This is a genomic window from Kribbella pratensis (assembly GCF_004366075.1).
GTDB classification, from domain to species: domain Bacteria; phylum Actinomycetota; class Actinomycetes; order Propionibacteriales; family Kribbellaceae; genus Kribbella; species Kribbella pratensis.
On sequence record NZ_SODU01000003.1, the window covers coordinates 971190 to 993864 of the forward strand.

Below are 22675 nucleotides of genomic sequence, written 5' to 3' on the forward strand. Positions count from 1 at the left end.
CATTGGTGGTTCAGCCGGCCGGGATGCCCGCGACGGACGGCACCGACCCGCGACGCTCATGTCCCGCCGCGCTCCGGCACCTCATCGAGGCCGTCTTCTTGCACACTCCACCGGGCGCGAGCATTATCACTCTCACCCATGGAGTGCTAACCAAGTATTAGCACTCGACCCAACCGAGTGCAAGCCAGCCCTCGGGCTACGGTGCTCCCATGGTGCACGTACGCCCGGCCGGACCGGACTCCTGGCCCGACGTCGCGACCGTCATGGGCGAGCGCGGCGACCCGTCCCGCTGCTTCTGCCAGTACTTCCGCCTCCGCGGCAAGGCGTGGTCCGGCAGCAGCCCGGAGAACAACCGCGAGGCCCTCAGGAGTCAGGTCTGCGACGACGAGCAACCGCCAGGCGTTCTCGCGTACGACGGGAGCGCTCCGGTCGGATGGTGCGCTGTCGGACCGCGTACGTCGTACCCACGGGTGCTCGCCTCACCCAACTGGCGCACGGACCACCCGGACGCCTGGGTGATCACGTGCTTCGTCGTACCGGTAGGGCACCGCCGCCAGGGCATCGCCGGAGAGTTGGTCCACGGCGCTCTCGACCTGGCCCGCTCCCACGGCGCCCGCTCGGTCGAGGCATGCGCCGTCGACACCACGATCGCCGGCCGCATCCCGTCCGCCGACTTGTATCGCGGCCCGCTGTCCGTCTACCTGTCCGCGGGCTTCACCGAAGTCAGCCGCACCAGCCCGCAGTGGGTGCTGGTCCGCCGTGGTTCAGCTGGTTAGCTGGGCGATCAGGTACTTCGGGGCGGTGAGGCGCCAGGCTTCTGTGACCAGTTCGCGGAGCTCTTCCTCGTCGGCCAGGTCGACCTGGATGAGGAGCCAGGCAAAGCGGCCGCTCGCCCAGGACGGGGTGTAGACGTCCGGGTTCTCGGCGACGAGGGCCTCTTGCTCCTCGCGGAGTGCCTTCAGGTGCAGGCGGGTCTGGTCCTCGGACAGGTACGCGAAGCTCTTGTTGCGGACCTTGAAGACCGGCTGCCCCGCCCACCCTTCCTGCTCCTCGGCGCCCGGTAACCCCGCCATCACCTTCACCACCGCCTGCACGTCCATACCCAGCACGCTAGGCGGCCCCACCGACACTTTCCTCAGCCCGCAACCGTCACCGTCACCGTCGAGCCGACGGGCAGCAGCGTCCCGACAGCGGGCGAGACGCCGAGGACGGTGCCGTCCGGATAGCTGGGCGACATCACCCGCTTGTACTGCACCTTCAGTCCCGCGGCCGTCAGCAAAGGCGTGTAGCTGCGTGCGAGCGGTCCCGTTGGCGCGCCTCCGAGAGACGAGTAGCTGGGAACACCGGACCGGTCCCGCAGGATCTGGATCCGGTCCAGGATCCGATCGACGTCCTCGGCGCTCGTGGACGACTCGGCGTAGAACCACACCTTGAGCGACGGAATACCTACGGCACCGATGCACACCCTGGTGCCCTGCCAGCCGCCCATGCAGCTCGTTCGCTGACGCTCAGCCCGCACCCCGTCGACCAGGATCGTCTCGTCGGCGTGGTAGCCGAGGCTCGGCGGCACACCGGTCAGCTGCACGCTCTCGACACCCTTCGGCCGATCCGACTTACAGAGGTGCACTGCGCTGGGATCGTCTATCTGAACGGTGTCCTGGTACGGCGTGCCGCAGCTGCTCTTGTTGGTCGGCCAGGCGGCCGGGATGGCGATGGCTGCGTGGCCGAAGCCGACCAGGCGCATCGCCGGCGGTGGCGGGACTGGGGTCGGTGAGGTGACCGGAGCAGTCTGCGTGGGCGAGGTCAGCAGGCTCGAGCCGGCGATCACTGCACCCACTGCTACCACGGTCACCCCGGTGATTCCCGCAGTACGACGTCTGCGTCGGCGGGCGGCTCCGGCCCGGACGGCGGCCAGTGGCGGTGGGCCGACCGGGGTGTGGTCGGCGGTGTCTTCCAGCAACTCGGTCAGTTTGGTCTCGATCATCGGGGTTCTCGCAGTTCTGTCAGGTGTGGGTCCTGTGCCAGGGCCTTCACCGCGCGGGACAGTCGGCTCTTGACCGTTCCCGGGGCGATGCCCAGCACGGACGCCATCTGCTGCTCGCTCAGGTGCGCGTAGTACCGCAGTACGACGGCTGTGCGCTGGTCGCCCGGCAGGCGGTCGAGTGCGCGCATCACGGCGTCCGTGTCGTCGACCCCTGCCGTCTGGTCACCGCTCGGGGACTCCGGGAGCGACGCGGACGGCAGCTCGCCGTGCCAGCGACGTCTGCGGGAGGAGCGGAAGCAGTTGACCAGTACGCGGTGCACGTAGGCGTCACGGTCCTCGGCTGCCCGTACCCGGTTCCACTTCAGCAGGCAGCGCTCCAGCGCGGACTGCACGAGGTCCTCGGCTTCGGACGGCGTACAGCCGAGCAGAACCGCGGACCGCACCAGCGTGGGCCAGCGTGCGGTGACGTACTCGGTGAACTCGTCCATACCCCTCCTCATCCCCTCCTCACCCTTAGAGACAGGCTGGGGGACGCGGTGGGTTCCACGAAAGTCGTCGGGGTCGGCTCAGGGGTCGGTCGGTACCGATCCTGATGTGGCGCAAGGCCCCGGAGCGGGAGAGTAGAGCCATGACGAACTCCAACGCACCGTTCCAGAACCTCTCCGGCAAGGTCCTCCGTCGTTCCGCCAACCAGCGGATGCTCTCCGGGGTGTCCGGTGGCATCGCCGACTACCTGAACGTCGACGTGACCCTGGTCCGCCTCGGCTGGGTCGGCCTCACCCTGATCACCGGCGGCGCCGCAATGATCGGCTACGCGGTCGCCTGGATCGTGATGCCGGAATCCGACGGCAAGGCGGTCTGGCAGAACGTCCAGCAGTCGGTCAACCAGAACCAGACCCAGGACACCACCGAGAACGACATCGCCTCCCGCCTCTACGACGACACCAACAACAAGCCCCCGGCAGCGTGACGGTCCCTGCGCCCAGACCGGGCGCAGCTCCCCCAGCGGGGTGACCGCAAGCAGCGGGCACCCCGCTGCTGCTTGCTAGACGTTCAGCACCGATGGGCGGAGTGCTGCGACGGCCTGGTCCGGGTGGTCGGCGAAGATGCCCTGGAGGCCCAGGGCGGCGAAGCGGGTCAGTTCGGTCGGGAGGTCGGTCCCGGTCGGCAGGAAGCGGCGCTCGGCGCGGAACGTCCAGACCTGGACGCCCAGACCGGCGCGGTGGGCGTGGTCGACCAGGCGGGTGGGTTCCCCGAGGCAACCGTCCGCGCTCCGCGGCACGACCAGGTCCTTGCACGGCGCCAGCACCTGCGCGTACGTCGCGATCTCCCGGAGCCCCCGAGGCTCGATCAGGTCGGCGTACGTACGCCCGTCACCGGTCCGCAGGAAGTCGTTCGGCGCGCTCCCGGAGTCGACCAGCTGCACCAGCGGCACTCGCGTCATCACCGACAGCCGCCGCAGGCTCGTCGGCTCGAACGACTGGATCATGATCTCGTCCGGACGCAGCCCGAGCGCCAGGATGCGCTCGGTGAGCAGCTCCTCCAGCGGCAGGCCGAGCCGCCGGAAGTACGTCGGATGCTTGATCTCCGGCAGTACCCCGATCGGCCGTCCCAGCCGCGCCGACTCCCGGCGCGCGAGCGCGACCACCTCGTCGAAGGTAGGGATCTCCTCCAGCCCGTCGTACGCCGTGTTGCCCGCCCGGAGCGCGGGCATCCGCTCCCGGGCCCGGAGCGTCCGCAGCTCGGCGAACGTGAAGTCCTCGACGAACCAGCCGGTGACGGCGGTCCCGTCGACGATCTTGGTGATCCTCCGGTCGGCGAACACCGGGTGCTCCGCGACGTCCGTCGTACCGGAGATCTCGTTCTCGTGCCGGCAGACCAGGACGCCGTCGAGAGTGGCGACCAGGTCGGGTTCCAGGTAGTCGGCGCCCTGGGCCGCGGCCAGCCGGTAGGCCGCCGGCGTGTGTTCCGGGCGGTAGCCACTCGCTCCCCGATGCGCGATCACCAACATGGATCCAGGACAGGGGCCGGACATGACCCGGCGGGAACCCGTTGCCCAACGCAAGGTGAAGGTCTACCGACCGTCACCGTCACCGCGTGTGCTTCGCCCCCGGCAGCAGATTGCCGGCCAGCAGATACTGCGCGACGCAGTACGTCGCCATCACCAGATAGCCGCGTGCCGCGAAGTCATGCCCCGCCAGACCCGCGCCGATGAGCCCGTCCGAGATCAGGAACAGCGCACCGCCCAGTCCGGCCTGCCAACCGTTCCACCCGCTCGTGACAGCCGTGGCAGTGACCAGCAGCGAGTACACCGCCACTGGGATCCGGTTGTCCCCCAGACCAGGCCACAGCAGGACCAGTGCGCCCGCCCAGACCACGCCGTACGCCGTCAGCACGACCAGGGACCGTCGGCGCGCACGGCGTGCGTACAGCACCACGTAACAGACATGTGCCACGCCGAACGCCAGCATGCCCGGTAGCAAGTGGTCGATCTGCAGCAGGAAGTCACCGGCGAGTGACGCGGCCAGTGCGACCAGCAACGTGACCGGACCGCCGTTCAGCCGCGCCCAGACGGCCAGCGTCGGCATCAGCAGCACCTTGGTGATCGCCTGGGACCACGTCTCGCCGATCCCGATCGTCACCAGATGCGCCGCCGTCAGCGCGCCGTACGCGAGCAGCCAGCCCCGTCCCCTCGTCATGGCGTAGATGGTGCCGGTTCGGGGGGTCCACAGGTGCGATTAATTCGCATGCAACTGTCGGAGGCGGCACCTAGCCTGAGAAGGCTATGAGACAACTGCCGCTCGCCGATCCCGGCGTCCCGAACCATCGCTCGCCGGCTCGCTACCTGTGGTGGGTCGCGGGCGGTCAGGCACGCACGCTCGCGGGCGGGATGGCGTTCGGCATCCTGTGGATGGCGGCGCAGGCCTTCGTCCCGGCGATTCTCGGGCGGGCGATCGACGAGGGCATCGCGGCGCGCGACGGCGAGCGCCTGCTGCGCTGGACCGCGCTGCTGTTCGCGGTCGGCGTGGTGCAGGCGACGGCAGGCATCATGCGGCACCGGTTCGCGGTCACCAACTGGCTGACCGCGGCGTATCGGACGGTGCAGGTGGTGACGCGGAAATCGGCCGATCTCGGCGCGACGCTGCCCAAGCATCTGGCCACCGGCGAGGTGGTCAGCGTCGGCGCGGGCGACCTCGCGTACATCGGGAACCTGATGGAGGTCTCGGCCCGGTTCGCGGGCGCGATCGTCGCGTTCGCGGTGGTCGCGGTGATCCTGCTGTCGTCGTCGACCGTGCTCGGCCTTGTCGTGCTCATCGGCGTACCGGTCATGGTGTTCTGCCTGGGTCCGATGCTGCGGCCGCTGCACAAGCGGCAGTCCGCGCAGCGCGAGGCCGTCGGCGAGCTGAACTCGCTGGGCTCGGACATCGTGGCCGGACTGCGGGTCCTGCGCGGCATCGGCGGCGAGGAGTCGTTCTCGCGGCGCTACCGGAGCGAGTCGCAGCAGGTGCGGAAGGCCGGCGTACGGGTGGCCGGCATCCAGTCCGTGCTGGACGCGGCGCAGGTCCTGTTGCCTGGCATCTTCGTCGTGCTGGTGGTCGGCCTGGGTGCGCACTTCGCTCTGCGCGGTGACCTCAGTGCCGGCTCACTGGTCGCGTTCTACGGGTATGCGACGTTCCTCGTCCTCCCACTGCGTACGGCGACCGAGTTCGCCAACCAGCTGATGCGTGGACTCGTCGCAGCGGGCCGGGTCATCCGGGTGCTGAAGCTGGAGACCGACATCGTCGACCCGGCGACACCGGTGCGGCTGCCGGACCACGGCGACCTGGTCGACCCGGTCTCGGGCATCCGCGCACGCGACGGGCTGCTCACCGCAATCGTCTCCGCGGAGCCAGAACGCTACGACAAGCTCGCAGACCGCCTAGGTCGGTACGACGACGCCAGTGAGGTCAGGTACGGCGGTGTGACGCTGGCCAGTGCTACGCGGGCAGACGTCCGGGAGCGGATCCTGGTGAGTGACACGGGCTCCCAGCTGTTCACCGGTGTGTTGCGCACGGAGCTGGACCCATCAGGTCGCCGTACTGACGAAGAACTGATGGCCGCGCTCCGTACGGCGTCCGCCGAGGACGTGCTCGACGCGCTGCCGGACGGGCTCGACTCGGAGGTGGAGGAGAAGGGCCGCTCGTTCTCCGGCGGACAGCGCCAGCGACTGGTTCTGGTACGCGCACTGCTCGCGGATCCGTCCGTGCTGGTCCTGGTCGAGCCGACCTCGGCCGTGGACGCTCACACCGAGGCGCGGATCGCGGACCGGCTGCGCGACCACCGGTCCGGCCGCAGCACCGTCGTACTGACCGCGAGCCCGCTGCTGCTGGACCGCGTCGACGAGGTGATCTTCGTCGCCGGCGGCCGCGTCGTTGCCACCGGCAAGCACCGCGAGTTGCTCGAGAGCACACCGCAGTACCGCACGACCGTCACCCGCCAGACCGAAGAAGAGGAGGCCCTCCGATGAGGCAGATCCTGCCCGTGGCCGGGCCGGCCGAGATTCGGCGGCATGCCCGGCGACTGGCCCGGCGGCACCCGCGCAGCCTGATGATCGCGCTGGTGCTGCACGGGCTCGCGGCGGTGAGCGGGCTCGCGGCGCCACGGCTGATCGGCAACCTGGTGCAGGGCGTACAGAACGGCACGACCGCGGCCAAGGTCGACCTGGTGATCATCGTGATCGCCGGGTTCATCGTCGCGCAGTCGCTGCTGACCCGCTGGGCGCGGTACCGGTCGTTCGCGCTGGGCGAGCAGGTGCTGGCCGAGCTGCGCGAGGAGTTCGTCGACAACGCGCTCGCGCTCCCGATCGGCACGGTCGAGCGAGCCGGCACGGGCGACCTGCTGTCGCGGACGTCGCGAGACGTCGACACACTGTCCCGCACCGTGCGGTTCGCCGTACCGGAGACGATCATCGCGTTCGTCACCGTGATCTTCACCGTGGTCGCCACGCTGCTGGTCGGCGTCTGGGTGCTGGTGCCGATGGTCGCAATGGTCCCGCTGCTCTGGCTGAGCACGAAGTGGTACCTGCGCCGCGCCAAGGACGGGTACCTCCGCGAGAACGCGGCGTACGCGCAGATGACCAGCTCCCTCGCGGAGACGGTCGAAGGCGCGCGGACGGTCGAGGCTCTGCGCCGGTACGACGACCGCGTGCGGCGCGGTGACGCGGACATCCGCGGGAGCTATTTGGCCGAGCGGTACACGCTGTTCCTGCGCACGGTCTACTTCCCGGCCGCCGAGCTCGGGTACTTCGTGCCGCTCGTCGTAACGCTGCTGTTCGGCGGCTGGATGCACCTCAACGGTCACGCCTCGCTCGGCGCCGTGACAGCCGCCGTGCTGTACGTGAACCAGCTGCTCGACCCGGTCGACCGGTTGCTGTCCTGGCTGGACGAGCTCCAGTCCGGCGGTGCGGCGTTCGCGCGGCTGCTCGGCATCAGCGACGTACCGGACGACCGGACGCCGTCGGGGCGCGCGCCGTCCGGCGAGCTGGTCGAGGCGAAGGACGTTCGGTTCTCGTACGTCGAGGGCCGCGACGTGCTGCATGGTGTCGACCTGACGATCCAGCCGGGCGAACGGATCGCGATGGTCGGGCCGTCCGGTGCGGGCAAGTCGACGCTGGGTCGGCTGGTCGCGGGCATCCATCCGCCGCGGACCGGTTCGGTGACGGTCGGCGGTGTGGGGATGACTGAGCTGCCGCTGGACGAGCTGCGCAAGCAGGTCGCCCTGGTTACCCAGGAGCACCACGTCTTCGTCGGAACGCTGCGGGACAACCTGTCGATGGCTCGTCCGTCCGCGACGGACGCGGAGCTGCTCGACGCGCTCGGTGCAGTGGACGCACGTGAGTGGGCAGAGGCGCTGCCGGACGGGCTCGACACTCGCGTCGGGTCCGGACAGCTTGCGTTGACGCCGGCGCAGGCTCAGCAGTTGGCACTGGCGCGGCTGGTGCTGGCCGATCCGCACACGCTGGTGCTCGACGAGGCGACGTCGCTGATCGACCCGCGGGCTGCGCGGCACATGGAGCGCTCGCTGGCCGCCGTACTGGAAGGCCGGACGGTCATCGCGATCGCCCACCGTCTCTACACCGCCCACGACGCCGACCGGGTCGCTGTGGTGGAGGACGGCCGCATCTCGGAGCTGGGCAGTCACGACGAGTTGGTCGCCCGCCAAGGCTCGTACGCCGCCCTATGGAACTCCTGGCACGGCTGACAGCAACACACGCACCGATCACGACAACCCACCGCAACACACGCACCGGTCACGCGACAGCAACGCGTGGACCGGTCACGACAACCCACACCAACGCGCGCACCGGTCACGACAATCCACCGCAACGCACGCACCGGTCACGCCACAGCAACGCGTGGACCGGTCGCGGCGACCCACCGTGCTGGCGGCGGTCCTAACACCTCCCCCGCCCCCGAGCGAAGCGAGGGGGCGGGGGGTCTTTCTAGCGCTTGCGTAGTAGGAGAACTGCTGAATCGACATGCGGCGGTGGGGTGAAAGCTTTGCGGGGAAGGCGAAGTCCGAGCGACGGGTCGTAGTGGCGGAACCACCGGTTCGCCCCGGGTGCGTCACCGCGAACCCACCGATTCGCCACCTGCCGCTGCAGCACCAGATCCGCCGACACCAGGCGTGAACCCGGCGACAGCAAGCGCTTCAGCAACAAGGTAGAGATGTTGTACGGCGGACTCGACACCACCCGGAACGGCCGCGACGGCAGGCGCAGATCACCGGCATCGGCCCGGACGACCGTCACCGGCGCGTCCGCGAACCGCCGGCGCAACCGATCGGCACGACCGGGATGGAGTTCGACAGCGACCACCCGGGCGCCGGCCCGGACCAGCGGAGCGGTCAGCGCGCCGAGTCCGGCCCCGACGTCGAGGACGAGCTCGCCGGGCGTGATCCCGGCCGCGTCCACAACCCGTTGGGCCCAACGACTATCGAGCGGATGCCATCCCCAGGCACCCCTCGCCTGCCCGGAGGCGGGCACGACGGACCATCACGAAGTACGTAATCATGGGCCCGACCCTAGACCGCCGCGACGCCTTGACTCAAAGCATTTTCGGCGTCGCGCCCAGTGCCGTCACGGTCTCCGTCGTACGGCGCTGCGCCAGTTCGAGGCGACTACGCCGGGGCGTGTCCTTCGCGAGTTCCCGTCGAACATCGAGGACTCGCACCGGCAGGTCGTCCGTCATGAGCAGCGGCGCGTACTCGGCCGCGGTCGTCCAGCGGTCGCCGCTACGGGTGAACGTGAAGCGGGCCAGCTGACCTTCGGCCTTGGTGCTGTTCGGTTCGCGATGCGCTGCGACCAGGTTGCCGAGCCCGTACGCGACCCACTTGCCGTCGAACTCCTCCATCGGCTGCACGACATGTGCGTGATGCCCGATCACCAGGTCGATGTTGCTGTCGGCAAGCAGTTGCGGAGCGACCTCACGCTGCTGGTCGTTGAGCCTGTTCGAGTACTCCGTACCCCAGTGGCAGCTGACCAGCACGAGATCGGCGCCGCGGTCGCGAGCCTCTTGAGCCTTCAGCTTGATCGTCTTCGTGCTGATCTTGCCGGCCCGCCAGGTCTCACCGTTCGGGTACGGCAGCCCGTTGAAGCCGAAGGTGAAGCTGAGCGACGCGACCTTCACTCCCCCGACATCGACGATCGTGATCTGCTCCGCCTCGGCCCGCGATCGCGCCGTACCGGCATGCTTGAGTCCGACCTTGTCCAACGTGTCGAGGGTCCGGTCGATGCCGGCCGCGCCGCCGTCGAAGCTGTGGTTGCTCGCGGTCGTGCAGAGGTCGTAGCCGGTCTGCTTGAGCGCCGTGGCAATCTGCGGCGGACCTTGGAAGAGCGGGTAGCCGTGGTACGGACCGCCATCGCGAGCCAGCGGTGTCTCCAGGTGTGCGATCGCGAGATCCGCCTTCTGGACAAGGGGTTTCACGCTGCTCATCAGCGGCGCGAAGTCCCAGCGGCCGTTGTCGCCGTCGCGTTTCGCGGTGGTCCACAGGCGTTCGTGGAGCAGTACGTCGCCGGTAGCGACGACCGTGATCCGATCGGCCGGCTTGCTCTGCTTCGGTTGCGCACTCTTCGTCGGCTGACCGCCCGTGTCCGCGAACGTGTCCGCCATGCATCCGCTCGTCGCCACGGCCGCGGCTCCAGCGAGCATTCCCCCGAGCACCGCGCGTCGTCGTACTGCCATTCCCGTCCCCCAAAACCCTTGTTGTCGTTGAAGACGCTGCGCAGGTCCGGTTGGTTGGGGTTGTGGTAGAAGGAATCATGGTCGAGTTGAAGACCCCGGCGCAGATCGAGCAGATGCGCGCGGCCGGGCGGGTGGTCGGCACCGCGCTCGCAACGGTGAAGAAACAGGCCGCGGTCGGCGTCTCCTTGCGTGAACTCGACGAGGTGGCCCGCGAGGTACTGCGTTCCGCCGGGGCGGTGTCGTTGTTCGACGGGTACCAGCCCGGGTTCGCGACCTCGCCGTTCAGCGGCGTGATCTGTACGTCGGTGAACGACGCCGTACTGCACGGGCTGCCGTCCGATCAGCGGCTCGCCGACGGCGACCTGCTCAACGTGGACTGCGGCGCTTCCGTCGACGGGTGGTGTGCGGACTCGGCGATCAGCTTCTGCGTCGGTACGCCGCGGGCCGAGGACCTGGAACTGATCGCGACGACCGAAGAGGCGCTCGCCGCGGGGATCGCGGCCGCTGTCGAGGGCAACCGGATCGGCGACATCGGCGCCGCCATCGGAGAGGTCGGGAACCGGGCCGGCGTCGGCACCAACCTGGACTTCGGCGGCCACGGCGTCGGCCGCCGCATGCACGAGGATCCGCACATCCCCAACGGCGGCCGCCCCGGCCGAGGCCTCAAACTCCGCGCCGGCCACGTCTTCGCGATCGAGCCCTGGTTCTGGTCCGGCCCCGGATCCACCTACAGCATCGACGAGGACGGCTGGACCCTCCGCTCCGCCGACCGAACCCGCGGCGCCCACGCCGAACACACCATAGCCATCACCCCCGAAGGCCCCCAGATCCTCACCCTCCCGTAGCCGGACCCCGGCGGGTTGGGGAGGATTTTGTCCCCGATTCGGCACGAAATCCTCCCCAGGCCAGGTTGTACATCAGAACAACGGCTCCTGGGACGGTTTCGGAGGGTGCATGCCGTTGATGGGTCGGGTGCGGTGGGTGGAGCCTCGGGCGAAGCCGTGTTTGGCCAGTAGGGGGCGGAGCTTTTCTTCGAAGGCTTTGCGGTAGCTCGGGGAGGCGTTGGAGCCGTGGGCGTAGAGGGAGGTGTAGCGGCTGACGAGGTCGGGGTGGTCGTGGGCCAGCCATTGCATGAACCAGTCCTTCACGCCTGGGCGTAGATGCAGGACGAGAGGGGTTACACCGGTGGCGCCGGCCGCGGACAGTTGCTCCAACAGGTGGTCGAGCTGGTCAGGGGAATCGGTCAGCCACGGGAGGACCGGGGCAACCATCACGCCGCACGGGAGACCGGCCTCGCGGACGGCTCGGATCAGGTCGAGGCGGCCGCGGACCGAGGGGACGCCGGGTTCGAGGCGGCGCCGGAGTGCTTCGTCGCCGAGGGCGAGCGAGAGGCCGATGCCGACGTTGACCTCGGCGGAGGCCGCCGAGAGCAACTCCAGGTCGCGGCGGAGCAGGGTGCCCTTGGTGAGGATCGACAATGGCGTACCCGAGCCGGCGAGGGCCTCGATGATACCGGGCATCAGGCGGTAGCGCCCCTCGGCGCGCTGGTACGGGTCGGTGTTGGTGCCCAGGGCAACTTGTTCGTGACGCCAGGACGGACGGGCCAGCTCGCGGCGCAGGACGTCGGCGACGTTCGTCTTCACGACGATCTGCCGGTCGAAGTCCAGCCCGGTGTCGAGCTCGAGGTACTTGTGCGTCGGCCGCGCGAAGCAGTACCGGCAGGCGTGCGAACACCCGCGGTACGGATTGACGGTCCAGTTGAACGGCAGCGCCGTACCAGGCACCGAGTTCAGCGCCGACCGCGCCAGCACCTCGTGGAACGTGATCCCCTGGAACTCCGGCGTCGTCACCGACCGAACCAGCCCCGCAATCGACCCGAGCCCCGGCAACGTCCCCGGAGTCTCGGCATCAACCCGCTGCCCAGCCCACCTCATGCCTCATAGTCGAACACATGTTCCCACAACCGTCAAACGGCGGCGCGGGCGCCGAGGATGCCGCTGACGTAGAGCAGGCCGCCCATGCGCAACTCGTCACCCTCGAGGGATGGGAGGCCGTTGGCAGCGAGCAGGTCCCGGGTGCTGAAAGCATTCAGCACCCAGCCGCGATCCACGAGGTAAGGAGCTGCTTCGTTGCGTTCACCGAAGTAGCGGAGTCTCGCGTGGTCCAGGTCAAAGCCGCGCGCACGCCAGAGTTCGGAGATGCGATCCAGGCCCGCCTTCGTCCTGCGCTCGTCGCCGGGCCGTGGGTTTGGCCTGCTCTCGGTCGCCACGCGGCTTCCCGGCGCGCTGAGCTCGGTGATGGTGTCCAGCAAGCGGTCCTGCGCGTCGGGCGCCAGGTAGCCCAGCAACCCTTCGGCGCACCATGCGGCCGGCTGCGCCGGATCGAAGCCGGCGGCGCGAAGTGCGGTGGGCCAGTCGTCGCGCAGATCGACCCCGACCGCCCTGCGGTCAGCGGTTGGTGCAGCACCCAACTCGGCCAGTGCGCGGGTCTTGAACTCGATGACATCGGGTTGGTCGAGCTCGAACACCACAGTCCCGGACGGCCATGGCAGTCGGTACGCGCGGGAATCCAGCCCCGAGGCCAGGATCACAGCCTGCGTGATGCCCGCGTTCGTCGCGTCGAGGAAGAAGTCGTCGTAGAACTTGCCCCGTACCTTGGCCCCGTCGATCGTGGCCCGATCGACCAACTCGCCGGGAGGCTCTTCACCAGAAGCCAGCCGGGCGAGGAGGTCGACACCGACCGCCCGGACGAGCGGTTGGGCGAACGGGTCGTCGATGAGCCGACTGTCCGAGCGGGTCGCGATCGCCCGGGCCGTCGCGGCCAGGGTGGCGGTAGCGCCAACGCTCGATGCCAGGTCCCAGGTGTCTCGATCGTGCCTGGTGGAGTTCATGTTCCGCCTTCCGCGAGGATACGGAACAACACCCTTACACCCGTCGCCGACAACCCAGGAGCGTCAAACGGCGGCGCGGGCGGCCTCTTCGACGCGGGCGCGGTAGTTGGCCCACCAGGCGACGTCCTGTTCGGGGAGGTTCGAGTTGGTCGGGCTCAGGCCTGCCGTGCCGTCCAGTTGTTCGCGGAGGATGTCGGCATGGCCGGCGTGACGGCTGGTTTCGGCGAGGACGTGGACGAGGATGCCGTGCAGCGTCACTGTCGGGTTGCGCCACCACGGCACCTGGCCCTCCGCGTCCAGGTCGAGCGCCTCGATCGTCGCGTCGGCGTGCGCGCACGCCCGCTGGTACCGGTCGACGATCTCGGCGCGCGTCTCGTCGGCGGTCGCCCACATCTCGACGTTCGGTTCGGCGTCGTCGTCCCACCACGGCAGTTCTTCGGCGAACGGCCGGTCGAAGGTCTTCCCGAAGTACCAGGCCTCGACGATCGACAGGTGCTTGACCAGGCCGAGGAGGTTGGTCCCGCTGGGCGTCAGCGGCCGGCGGATGTCGTACTCGCCGAGTCCGTCGAGCTTCCAGACCATCGCCTCGCGGGCCTTACGGAGGTAGTCGTGCAAAGTTTCTTTCACAATCTCGAATCATGCCTCAGGAGAAGACCGCCGCGTTGGCCCGTGCCCATTCGCGGTACGTCGTACCCGGCCGGCCGGTGAGGTCGCGCACCGCCGGCTCCGGCTTCATCGGATGTTCGGCCATCATCCGGAAACCGTCCAGCAGCCACTGCGCCGTCTCACGTCCGATCACCGGCGCCAGCCCCTCGACGTACTCGTCCGGCGTCAGTTCCTCGAACCGCACCTCCCGCCCGATCGCCTCCGAGATCCACGCGACCTGCTCCGGCGGTGTGATCCCCTCCGGTCCGCTCATGGTGATCTTCTGCCCGCTGTACTCCTCCGACAGCAGCACCACCCGCGCCACGGCCGCGATGTCGGCGAGGTCGATCGGCGTCTGCACCGCGCCGGCGTACGGCGCCCGCACGACCCCGTCGGCCTTGATCGACGGAGCCCAGTCGAGCGTGTTGTTCATGAACTGCCCCGGCCGCAGGAACGTCCAGTCGAAGCCGCCGGCCTCGATCGCCCGCTCGATCCGGTAGTAGTGCCACGTCGACGGATCCCCTTGCGCCTCGTAGTCCGCAGGCTCCCCCGACAGTACGACGACCCGCCGCACGCCGGCGTCCCGCGCGCAGCGGACGAAGTCGTCGACGTACGCCGGAAGCGGCGCCAGGTACACGGTGTCGACGCCGGCGAGCGCCGCGGGCAGCGTCTCCGGCTTGCCGAGGTACCCGCGGGCGACCTCCACGCCGTCCGGCAGCGCGGCCCGGGCCGGCGTGTTGGTCAGCGCCCGCACCGGCGCGCCCGCTGCCACCAACTCGTCGACCAACAGCCGGCCGACGCTCGCGGTCGCGCCCGTCACCAGGATCGTCATCCCCAACTCCTTTCACCGATGAATTCCCGTAGGGTATACGAGAATTCAAGGAAGCGCCTATCGTTGGCCCCGTGAGCGAGCGGCGGAGTGGCGAGGGGCAGCCGGACAAGACGCTGGCGTTGCTGTGGCGCAACCACCGCCAGCCGACCGCGCTCGCCGACGAACCAGCGAGGAAGCGGGGGGCCGGCCGGCGGCCGTCCCTGAACGTCGACGACGTCGTCCGGACAGGGATCCAGCTCGCCGACGACCAAGGGCTGGCGGCGGCGTCCATGGGCGGGCTCGCGAAGGAGCTCGGCGTCGGCACGATGACGCTCTACACCTACGTGCCGTCGAAGGACGAGCTGCTCGACCTGATGGTGGACCAGGTGCTCGGCGAGCGCGAGCTGCCCGGGCCAGGCGAGCCGCGGCCGGACGACTGGCGGGAGCAGGTGGAGCTCTACTCCCAGCAGACCCGTGCGATGTTCCAGCGGCACCTGTGGTTGTCACAGGTCTCGACGATCCGCCCGCCGGTCGGTCCGGGCATGCTGGCCGGCCGCGAGTACCTCCTGTCCGCGTTGCTCGGTCTCGGACTCGGAGCGCTCGAGACGAATACGGCTGCGCTCGCAATCGCGACGTACGTCGACTCCGCGGCGAGCCTCGAGGCGGAGAGTCAACTGGTCGAGCGCGCGACCGGTCAGACCAACGACGCCTGGTGGTACGAGCGCAACGACCTGTGGGAGACGTACTTCGACGTCGACCGGCACCCCGCGATGACCACGATCTGGCACGCGGACGGCTACCAGTCGTCCACTCGCGAAGCCGCCGCCGAGTCCTACCGCTACGGCCTGGACCGCCTCCTCGACGGCATCCAGGCGATGAAGCCCTAGCCAGATCGGCAGCTCGACAGGAGGTGTCCGGCCGGCGCAGGCGCCGCCACGCTCAGCAGCACCGCCGACCAGGTGAAATCAGCCGACACATCCTGTCGAGCTGCAGGATTTTTAGGTCCGGGCGCCTGTCAGGACGTCGGCGCCGATCGGGTTGAGCATGTGGCGGACCGAGCTGCCGATGCGGTGTGTGGTGACCAGGCCGGTGTTGTGCAGGATCCGCGCGTGCTCGCTGGCCGAGGCCAGTGAGATCCCGGCCCGGGCCGCCAGCTCGCTGGTCGAGCATGCGCCGCTCGAGATGCTCTTCAGCACTCGTGCCCTGGTCTTCCCGAGCAGATCGGCAACGGCGCGATCGCGGTCAGCGTGGCGTACGACGGCCTCGGCCCGGTCGGCGTGCCGCACCGGGTACACCAGCACCGGTGGCAGCGCCGGATCGAGCAGCATCATCGGGTACTTCCTCCAGCAGAAGAAGGACGGCACCAGCCGCAGCCCACGACCGTTCAGGTACAGATCCCGGTCGATGTGCGGCAGGTCGACCGACAGCACCGGCGCCTCCCAGCGCAGCGTCGGGTGCAGCTGCGGGATCAGCGACTCGAACCCGTCGCCGGCGACGGTGCCGTTGTGCTTGGCAACCGTCGCCTCGATCGCCGGCGTGATCATCGGCATCTGCGGCGCGATCTTGGTCCGGTGGAACGACCGCAGCCCCTGCACGAGCCGGGTCATCACGCTGTTCTCACCGGCCGCGAGCCGCCGGCTCCAGGCCGGCAACCGCACGCTGTCCGACAACCTGCTCAGCTCGGATCTCAGCTGACCGGGCGGTGTGGCGGCGACCGCCGCCAGTCCCGCCTCGAGCCCTTGACCCGCGGCACGCGGTGTCAGGAAATCCGGTGAATAACCCACCGGCGGGGCCAGCGCGAGCAACTCCTGCTCCAGCGCGCTCAGCCGGGCCCTCGCCCGCTCCCGCCAGGTGCCGAAAGTCTCCGGCTCGTAGTCGGTCTGCAGGACGTGGAGACCCAGCAGGACCTCCCACAACGGATCGGGCTCCTGCGCGATCGTCGTCCTCGCCAGATCCGCACACTCGAAATGAACGCGGAACACCACGGTCTCCTCCCCCGAGGAAAGTCACCCGCCGTGGTCAACGGGCAACAGAACTACCGTAACAGCCCTCGGGGTCACTCACCGTGACGCAGAACTACTCCCACTCGATGGTGCCCGGGGGCTTGCTGGTGACGTCGAGCGTCACGCGGTTGACCTCGTCGACCTCGTTGGTGATACGGGTCGAGATGCGCTCGATCACGTCGTACGGCAGCCGGGCCCAGTCGGCGGTCATCGCGTCCTCGCTGGTGACGGGGCGCAGTACGACGGGGTGGCCGTACGTCCGGCCGTCGCCTTGGACGCCGACCGACCGTACGTCGGCCAGCAGGACCACCGGGAACTGCCAGATGTCGCGGTCGAGACCGGCCGCGGTGAGCTCGGTGCGCGCGATCAGGTCCGCGGCGCGCAGGATGTCCAGTCGCTCGCGGGTGACCTCGCCGATGATCCGGATGCTCAGACCGGGGCCCGGGAACGGGTGCCGGTAGACCATCGTCTCCGGCAGGCCGAGCGCCAGGCCGAGCTCGCGGACCTCGTCCTTGAACAGCGTCCGCAGCGGTTCGATCAGGCTGAACTGCAGGTCGTCGGGCAGCCCGCCGACGTTGTGGTGCGACTTGATGTTCGCGGCACCGGCACCGCCGCCGGACTCGACGACGTCCGGGTACAGCGTGCCCTGGACCAGGAACTCGATGTGCCGCTCGGCGTCCACCTTGCGCGCAGTCGCCTCGAAGGTCCGGATGAACTCGCGGCCGACGATCTTCCGCTTCTGCTCCGGGTCGGTGACCCCGGCCAGCGCGGTCAGGAACTGCTCCTCGGCGTCGATCGCCTCGAGCCGGATCCCGATCGCGGCGACGAAGTCCTTCTCGATCTGCTCCGACTCACCGGCCCGCTGCAGACCGTGGTCGACGTACACGCAGGTCAGCTGGTCGCCGATCGCCTTGTGCACCAGGGCCGCCGCGACCGCGGAGTCAACGCCGCCGGACAGCGCGCACAGCACCTGCTTGTCGCCGACCTGCTCGCGGATCAGCTCGACCTGCTCCTCGACGACGTTGCTCGTCGTCCAGTCGCCCTTGCAGCCGGCGATCTCGTACAGGAAGTGCTCGAGCACGGCCTGCCCGGCCTGCGAGTGCAGGACCTCCGGGTGCCACTGCACGCCGGCCAGCCGCCGGTCCAGGTCCTCGAACGCCGCCACCGGCGCGCCCTCGGACGCCGCGAGTACGGCGAACCCGGCGGGCGGCGCGTGCACCGCGTCACCGTGGGACATCCACACGTTGAGGTCCTCGGGGATGTCGGCGAGCAGCGTCCCTGCCTCGCTCACCGTGACCGGCGTCCGGCCGAACTCGCGCAGTCCGGTACGCCGGACCTCGCCGCCGAGCGTCTGCGCCATCGCCTGGAAGCCGTAGCAGATCCCGAACGCCGGTACGCCGGCCTCGAAGAGCCCGGAGTCGACCCGCGGCGCGCCCTCGGCGTACACCGACTGCGGGCCGCCGGACAGGATGATCGCCTTCGGCCCCTTCGCCAGCATCTCCTCGACCGGCATCGAGTGCGGCACGATCTCGGAGTACACCTTCGCCTCGCGCACGCGGCGCGCGATCAACTGCGCGTACTGCGCCCCGAAATCGACGACCAGGACCAACTCATGCTGCGTCACCTGGCAAAGCCTATCGGTGCAGGTCAGCAGGGCTGTAATCCACCGCTCGACCAGTCACCGCCAAGACCTCGCTGGTCACCTCCAGCCCCGGAAACCGCCGCCGCATCGCAGCCTCGTACCGAGCCGCACCCGCCTGGTCACCGATGTAGTCCGAAATCAGATGCACCCCGAACCACAACCGCACACGACACCGAGTCGGAAAGCTCACAACCCGACGCTAGCGACGCGAGTTGTCCGCCGTATTACGGAGAGTTACAACCCGAAGACACTTCAACTGTTCCGCAGGGATGCTTGGTGGTTCGGGGAGTCCTACCTACCTGAGAGGACCAGTAGAACTCCCCACTCGACCAGGCCAGCCGGAACTTACGGCGCCTTGTGGCGCGGAGCCACCAGCAACCGCGCCGGGGCGCGGAACGAGAGTAGGTCGATCATTGGTGGGGGTTCGGCGAGGTGCACGGTGATCAGTAGGTGCTGGGCGCAGTTGAGGGCTACTTGGGTTTCCATTCGGGCTAGGGCGGCGCCCAGGCAGCGGTGGATGCCTATGCCGAAGGCTAGGTCGGGTGGGCCGCCGTGGCCGGTCAGGCCGAGGAGGATCGGGGCGCCGGCCGGCAGCTCCACGTCCGCCAGGGTGGTTGGCTCGGCGGTGATTCGGCGCCAGGTCGGGACCGAGGACGCCTCTTGGAGGACCTGTTCCACTGTGGTGCCGGGGTCGTCCAGGCAACGCTGGAATGCGGTGGAGATGAGCTGGGTCGTGGTTTCCTGCCCGGCGATCAGCAAGAAGTAGCCGACCGCGCACACCTCTTCATCGGTCAGTCCCAGACTGACCAGCACACCAAACAGGTCGTCACCAGGCGCCTTCCGAGCGGCCGTCGTACGCGCGCGCAACCATGCGTAGAACTCGGCCGCGCTGTGCGCCAGCTCCAGCTGCCGGTCCTCATCGGGCCAGCCCCAGAACAGTTCCAGCGAGTCGAGACTCCAGGCCTTCAGCGCAGGTACGTCGACGTCCGTCAGGCCGAGCAGGTGCAGTACGACGAGGGCCGGCGGCTCCGCGGCGATCGCCTGCACCAGGTCAACCTGTTGGCCGTCAGCAAGGGCTTTCATGGCAACCGCAACTCGTGAGTCGTTGAGTTCTCGGGCCAGCGGTTCCGCAGCGGCGACGCGGGCGGGGCTGAAGAAGCGGGCGACGGCGGCACGGATCGGGCGGTGTGACTCCCCCGCGTTGTTGGCCAGCGTCGGCGGCAGCGCGAAGCCGACACCGGACAGGACGCGGAGCGCCTTCACGGACAGCGGCGTGTGGGCGAGTACAGCGTTGTCCGGGCGGAACGTCTGCGGGTCGAGCAGCACCTCCCGCGCCAGCGCCGGGTCGTCGACGACCCAGTACCCGAGGGTCTCGTCGTACCGGGCCGGGCAGCCGGCCACCGTCGACCCGTCACCGGAAGCGGAGGGCGTCACTCGAACCATCCCGGTGCGGCGGCCCGGAACTCCTCTCGGCTCCAGGCGCCGGCCCCGGCCGGGATCCGCCCGATCACCGGGACGCCGGTCGTCGCCGGAAGATCCTCGAGGTTGCAGCTCTCGGCGAGATCCGGCTCGGCCGGCCACGACCCGATCACCAGCCCCTCGACCGGCAGTTCCCGCGCGCGCAGCGCCTCGACGGTCAGCCCCGTGTGGTTCAGCGTGCCGAGTCCGGCGCGTGTCACCACAACGAACCTGAACGGTGACGTCAGGTGCTCCGCGAGATCCGCCAGGTTGTTGCCATCAGCATCGAGTCCGACGAGCAGTCCACCGGCGCCCTCGACCAGCACGGTGTCGTAGGTCCGGGCCAGGTCGTCGATCGATGCGGCGTACTCCTCGACCGACGGCAGCGGGATCCCGGCACGCCGGGCGGCGGTAGTGGGCGCGAGCGGTTCGGGCAGCCGGACGCCTTCATGCAGTGCGGTCACGCCGCTGAGGCGGACGACCTCGGCGAGGTCGCCCGGCTCGTCGGGGCCGACGCCGGTCTGGGCCGGCTTGACGACCGCGACCGACGCGCCGGCGCGCACCGCGAGCGCGGCCGTGACGATCGTCTTGCCGATCTCGGTGTCAGTCCCGGTGACGAAGGTGATCATGAAACCGTCCCGATCGCATCGACGATCACGGCGCAGGCGCGATCGAGATCGGCGGCCGACAGTCCCGCGTGCGCGGTGAGCCGGAGCCGAGAGATGCCGTCGGGGACGGTCGGCGGCCGGAAACTCCCCACGCGTACGCCGTTCTGCAGGCACAGCTCGGCCGCTCGGACGGTCTCGCGCGGTCCCGGCATCGGGACGGAGACGACCGCACCACGCGACGGCGGCACATCACATGCAGACGCCAACCGCGCCGCGGCCGCGTGAATCGCCGCAGGGCGGTCGGGCTCGGCCTGTAGAACCTGCAATGCCGCAAGAGCAGCGGCGCAGGCGGCTGGGTTCAGACCGGTGTCGTAGATGAAGGGACGTGCCCGGTTGACGAGGTGCTCGCGCAGCACGGACGGCCCCAGCACGACCCCGCCCTGCGAGGCCAAGGACTTGGACAGCGTCATGGTGACGACGACATGCTCCAGCCCGGCCAGACCCGCCCCATGCACGGAGCCGTGACCGTTGCCGCTGACCCCCAACCCGTGGGCCTCGTCGACCAGCAGTACGGCGTTGTGCGCGCGGGCGACCGCGGCCAGTTCGAGCAGTGGCGCCTCGTCGCTGAGCACACTGAACACCGACTCCGTCATCACCACCGCGTGCGGCTCGTTGCGCTCGGCAAGCATCTTCTCGACGGCCTCGACGTCGTTGTGCGGAACGATCTCGACCCGGGACCGCGCTAGGCGGCAGGCGTCCACCAGCGACGCGTGCACGTGTTCGTCGGAGACCAGCAAGGTTCCCGGTCCGCCGAGTGCGGTGACGACGCCGAGGTTGGCGAGGTATCCGGACGAGAACACCAGCGCGGACTCTTGCCCGGCGTACGCCGCCAGAGCGGATTCGAGTTCCTCGTGAAGTTCCGTCGTACCGGTGACGAGGCGGGACGCGGTCGAGCCTGTTCCCCAGATGCGTACGGCGTCGGCCGCGGCCGTCACCACCCGCGGATCGCGAGCGAGGCCGAGGTAGTCGTTGCCCGCGAGGTCGATCAGGTCACCGTCCGCGGCCCGCGCCCTGAGCCGCCGGGTCAGACCGCGGGCCTCCAGCGCGGCAGCCTTCGGGGCGAGCCAGTCCTCCAACATCAGCCGGCCTCCTCGACCGCGCCTGTGATTGCCGCGCCGATGGTGGCGATGTCGGCGTCGGTGCAGACGTACGGCGGCATTGTGTAGACGAGATCGCGGAACGGCCGGACCCAGACCCCGCGACGCAACGCGGCCTCGGTCAGCCGCGGCAGGTCCACCGGCCCACCGAGCTGTACGACGCCGACCGCGCCGAGCACCCGTACGTCCTTCACCGCAGGCAACTCGGCCGCTGGAGCGAGCCCCGCCGAAAGCCCCGCGGAAATCGCAGCCACCCGCGAAGCCCAATCCTGTGAGAGCAGCAGATCGATCGACGCGAGCGCGACCGAACACGCGAGCGGGTTCGCCATGAACGTGGGCCCGTGCATCAACGCACCACCCGGCCCGTTGGACACCGTGTGCGCGACGTCCGACGTACACAGCATCGCGGCCAGCGTCAGGTAGCCGCCGGTCAGCGCCTTGCCGACGCACAGGATGTCGGGGTCGACGCCCGCGTGCTCGGACGCGAACAACGTGCCGGTGCGGCCGAACCCGGTGGCGATCTCGTCGAAGATCAGCAGGAAGCCGTGCCGGTCGGCGAGCTCGCGGAGAACGCGCAGGCAGGCAGGGCTGTACGGGTACATCCCACCGGCTCCCTGCAGGACCGGCTCGACGATGATGCCCGCGATCTCACCCGCATGTCGCTCGGCCAGTGCCGCCAGCTCGCCGGCCCAGGCCTGCAGCTCGGGATCGGTGTCCGGCCGGTCGAAGCCGGCCGGCGGTTGCGGTCCGAACACCTGCTCCTTGAGCGCGCCGGTGAACAGCGAATGCATCCCGTTGACCGGGTCGCACACGCTCATCGGCGCGAACGTGTCGCCGTGGTACCCGCCGCGGACGGTCAGCATCCGCGTACGCCCATGGTTGCCGCGCGCAACCTGGTACTGCAGCGCGAGCTTGATCGCCACCTCGACCGAGACCGATCCGGAGTCGCAGAAGAACACGTGCCGCAACGGCTCCGGCGTGATCTCCACGAGCCGCTCGCCCAGCCGGACCGCCGGCTCGTGGGTCAGCCCACCGAACATCACGTGACTGAACTCGTCCACCTGGCGCTTCAACGCGGCGTCCAGCACCGGGTTCCGGTAGCCGTGGATCATGCACCACCAGGACGCCATCGCGTCGATCGCCTCGACCGTCCCGCCCGTACCGTCGTCAAGCTGCAGCCGTACGCCGTCCGCGCTCCGGACCAGCCGCACCGGCGAGGGCTCGGCCAGCGACGAGTACGGATGCCATAGCAACT

Annotated in this window: 23 protein-coding genes; 6 read left to right on the forward strand and 17 right to left on the reverse strand. The window is 69.4% G+C overall.

Annotation, left to right across the window (positions count from 1 at the left end):
- The first annotated feature begins 209 nt into the window (after positions 1 to 209).
- Positions 210 to 776 (forward strand): GNAT family N-acetyltransferase, encoded by a 567-nt coding sequence (locus tag EV137_RS28860; RefSeq protein WP_134131497.1) that lies wholly within the window; start codon positions 210 to 212, stop codon positions 774 to 776.
- Here EV137_RS28860 and EV137_RS28865 read toward each other — a convergent pair.
- The 3 genes from EV137_RS28865 to EV137_RS28875 are packed head-to-tail and all read right to left on the reverse strand — an operon-like array spanning position 765 to position 2472.
- Positions 765 to 1100 carry an MmcQ/YjbR family DNA-binding protein gene (locus EV137_RS28865; protein ID WP_134131498.1) on the reverse strand — a complete coding sequence of 112 codons (336 nt, stop codon included), beginning with the start codon at positions 1098 to 1100 and terminating at the stop codon, positions 765 to 767. The two genes, EV137_RS28860 and EV137_RS28865, sit on opposite strands and share 12 nt — an antisense overlap.
- 35 nt (positions 1101 to 1135) lie before the next feature.
- Positions 1136 to 1984 (reverse strand): PASTA domain-containing protein, encoded by an 849-nt coding sequence (locus EV137_RS28870; RefSeq protein ID WP_134131499.1) that lies wholly within the window; start codon positions 1982 to 1984, stop codon positions 1136 to 1138.
- The gene (locus EV137_RS28875; protein ID WP_202871187.1) at positions 1981 to 2472 is read right to left on the reverse strand and encodes a SigE family RNA polymerase sigma factor; all 492 of its coding nucleotides are present in this window, start codon (positions 2470 to 2472) and stop codon (positions 1981 to 1983) included. The genes EV137_RS28870 and EV137_RS28875 overlap by 4 nt, the downstream gene beginning before the upstream one ends.
- Before the next feature lie 140 nt (positions 2473 to 2612).
- Here EV137_RS28875 and EV137_RS28880 point away from each other — a divergent pair, with 140 nt between their 5' ends.
- On the forward strand, positions 2613 to 2954 hold the full coding sequence (locus tag EV137_RS28880; RefSeq protein WP_134008822.1) for a PspC domain-containing protein: 342 nt from the start codon (positions 2613 to 2615) through the stop codon (positions 2952 to 2954).
- Between the two features lie 75 nt (positions 2955 to 3029).
- On the opposite strand, the gene EV137_RS28885 is transcribed toward EV137_RS28880, so the two are convergent.
- Together EV137_RS28885 and EV137_RS28890 are read right to left on the reverse strand one after the other, a co-directional pair.
- A complete protein-coding gene (locus EV137_RS28885) occupies positions 3030 to 3995 on the reverse strand; it encodes a glycerophosphodiester phosphodiesterase (RefSeq protein WP_134131501.1) in 966 nt (321 codons plus the stop codon).
- Positions 3996 to 4074: 79 nt separating this feature from the next.
- The gene (locus EV137_RS28890; protein WP_134131502.1) at positions 4075 to 4683 is read right to left on the reverse strand and encodes a lysoplasmalogenase; all 609 of its coding nucleotides are present in this window, start codon (positions 4681 to 4683) and stop codon (positions 4075 to 4077) included.
- Positions 4684 to 4769: 86 nt separating this feature from the next.
- Here EV137_RS28890 and EV137_RS28895 point away from each other — a divergent pair, with 86 nt between their 5' ends.
- Together EV137_RS28895 and EV137_RS28900 are read left to right on the forward strand one after the other, a co-directional pair.
- Positions 4770 to 6491: an ABC transporter ATP-binding protein gene (locus EV137_RS28895; RefSeq protein ID WP_134131503.1), complete on the forward strand. Its 1722-nt coding sequence runs from the start codon at positions 4770 to 4772 to the stop codon at positions 6489 to 6491.
- Positions 6488 to 8224, forward strand: a complete 1737-nt coding sequence (locus EV137_RS28900; RefSeq protein WP_134131504.1) for an ABC transporter ATP-binding protein — start codon at positions 6488 to 6490, stop codon at positions 8222 to 8224. The genes EV137_RS28895 and EV137_RS28900 overlap by 4 nt, the downstream gene beginning before the upstream one ends.
- A 241-nt stretch (positions 8225 to 8465) precedes the next feature.
- Here EV137_RS28900 and EV137_RS28905 read toward each other — a convergent pair whose 3' ends face one another.
- Together EV137_RS28905 and EV137_RS28910 are read right to left on the reverse strand one after the other, a co-directional pair.
- Positions 8466 to 9008 (reverse strand): 23S rRNA (adenine(2058)-N(6))-methyltransferase Erm(C), encoded by a 543-nt coding sequence (locus tag EV137_RS28905; RefSeq protein WP_134008814.1) that lies wholly within the window; start codon positions 9006 to 9008, stop codon positions 8466 to 8468.
- A 61-nt stretch (positions 9009 to 9069) separates the two neighbouring features.
- Positions 9070 to 10206, reverse strand: coding sequence for a CapA family protein (locus tag EV137_RS28910; RefSeq protein ID WP_238175615.1), 1137 nt, complete (start codon positions 10204 to 10206; stop codon positions 9070 to 9072).
- Positions 10207 to 10283: 77 nt separating this feature from the next.
- Between EV137_RS28910 and map the strand changes: the two genes are divergently transcribed.
- Positions 10284 to 11051 (forward strand): type I methionyl aminopeptidase, encoded by a 768-nt coding sequence (gene map, locus EV137_RS28915; RefSeq protein ID WP_134131505.1) that lies wholly within the window; start codon positions 10284 to 10286, stop codon positions 11049 to 11051.
- 72 nt (positions 11052 to 11123) lie between these two features.
- Here map and EV137_RS28920 read toward each other — a convergent pair whose 3' ends face one another.
- The 4 genes from EV137_RS28920 to EV137_RS28935 all read right to left on the reverse strand — a co-directional run bounded on the left by EV137_RS28920 (position 11124) and on the right by EV137_RS28935 (position 14573).
- Positions 11124 to 12140 (reverse strand): Rv2578c family radical SAM protein, encoded by a 1017-nt coding sequence (locus EV137_RS28920; RefSeq protein ID WP_134131506.1) that lies wholly within the window; start codon positions 12138 to 12140, stop codon positions 11124 to 11126.
- A 32-nt stretch (positions 12141 to 12172) separates the two neighbouring features.
- Positions 12173 to 13096: an SAM-dependent methyltransferase gene (locus EV137_RS28925; RefSeq protein ID WP_134131507.1), complete on the reverse strand. Its 924-nt coding sequence runs from the start codon at positions 13094 to 13096 to the stop codon at positions 12173 to 12175.
- 63 nt (positions 13097 to 13159) lie between these two features.
- Positions 13160 to 13723 carry a DinB family protein gene (locus tag EV137_RS28930; RefSeq protein ID WP_238175616.1) on the reverse strand — a complete coding sequence of 188 codons (564 nt, stop codon included), beginning with the start codon at positions 13721 to 13723 and terminating at the stop codon, positions 13160 to 13162.
- Positions 13724 to 13739: 16 nt separating this feature from the next.
- Positions 13740 to 14573: an NmrA family NAD(P)-binding protein gene (locus EV137_RS28935; protein ID WP_134131508.1), complete on the reverse strand. Its 834-nt coding sequence runs from the start codon at positions 14571 to 14573 to the stop codon at positions 13740 to 13742.
- A 71-nt stretch (positions 14574 to 14644) separates the two neighbouring features.
- Between EV137_RS28935 and EV137_RS28940 the strand changes: the two genes are divergently transcribed.
- A complete protein-coding gene (locus EV137_RS28940; protein ID WP_134008806.1) occupies positions 14645 to 15439 on the forward strand; it encodes a TetR/AcrR family transcriptional regulator in 795 nt (264 codons plus the stop codon).
- Between the two features lie 111 nt (positions 15440 to 15550).
- On the opposite strand, the gene EV137_RS28945 is transcribed toward EV137_RS28940, so the two are convergent.
- The 6 genes from EV137_RS28945 to bioA form a co-directional block, all read right to left on the reverse strand.
- On the reverse strand, positions 15551 to 16534 hold the full coding sequence (locus EV137_RS28945) for an ArsR/SmtB family transcription factor (RefSeq protein WP_134131509.1): 984 nt from the start codon (positions 16532 to 16534) through the stop codon (positions 15551 to 15553).
- Between the two features lie 94 nt (positions 16535 to 16628).
- A complete protein-coding gene (guaA, locus tag EV137_RS28950; protein WP_134131510.1) occupies positions 16629 to 18179 on the reverse strand; it encodes a glutamine-hydrolyzing GMP synthase in 1551 nt (516 codons plus the stop codon).
- Between the two features lie 363 nt (positions 18180 to 18542).
- A complete protein-coding gene (locus EV137_RS28960) occupies positions 18543 to 19631 on the reverse strand; it encodes a cytochrome P450 family protein (RefSeq protein ID WP_202871188.1) in 1089 nt (362 codons plus the stop codon).
- Positions 19628 to 20284, reverse strand: a complete 657-nt coding sequence (gene bioD, locus EV137_RS28965) for a dethiobiotin synthase (RefSeq protein WP_134008799.1) — start codon at positions 20282 to 20284, stop codon at positions 19628 to 19630. The genes EV137_RS28960 and bioD overlap by 4 nt, the downstream gene beginning before the upstream one ends.
- Positions 20281 to 21402, reverse strand: a complete 1122-nt coding sequence (locus EV137_RS28970; protein ID WP_134131512.1) for an 8-amino-7-oxononanoate synthase — start codon at positions 21400 to 21402, stop codon at positions 20281 to 20283. Before EV137_RS28970 ends, bioD begins: the two co-directional genes overlap by 4 nt.
- Positions 21402 to 22673, reverse strand: coding sequence for an adenosylmethionine--8-amino-7-oxononanoate transaminase (bioA, locus tag EV137_RS28975; protein ID WP_445991798.1), 1272 nt, complete (start codon positions 22671 to 22673; stop codon positions 21402 to 21404). The genes EV137_RS28970 and bioA overlap by 1 nt, the downstream gene beginning before the upstream one ends.
- Between the last annotated feature and the right edge of the window lie 2 nt (positions 22674 to 22675).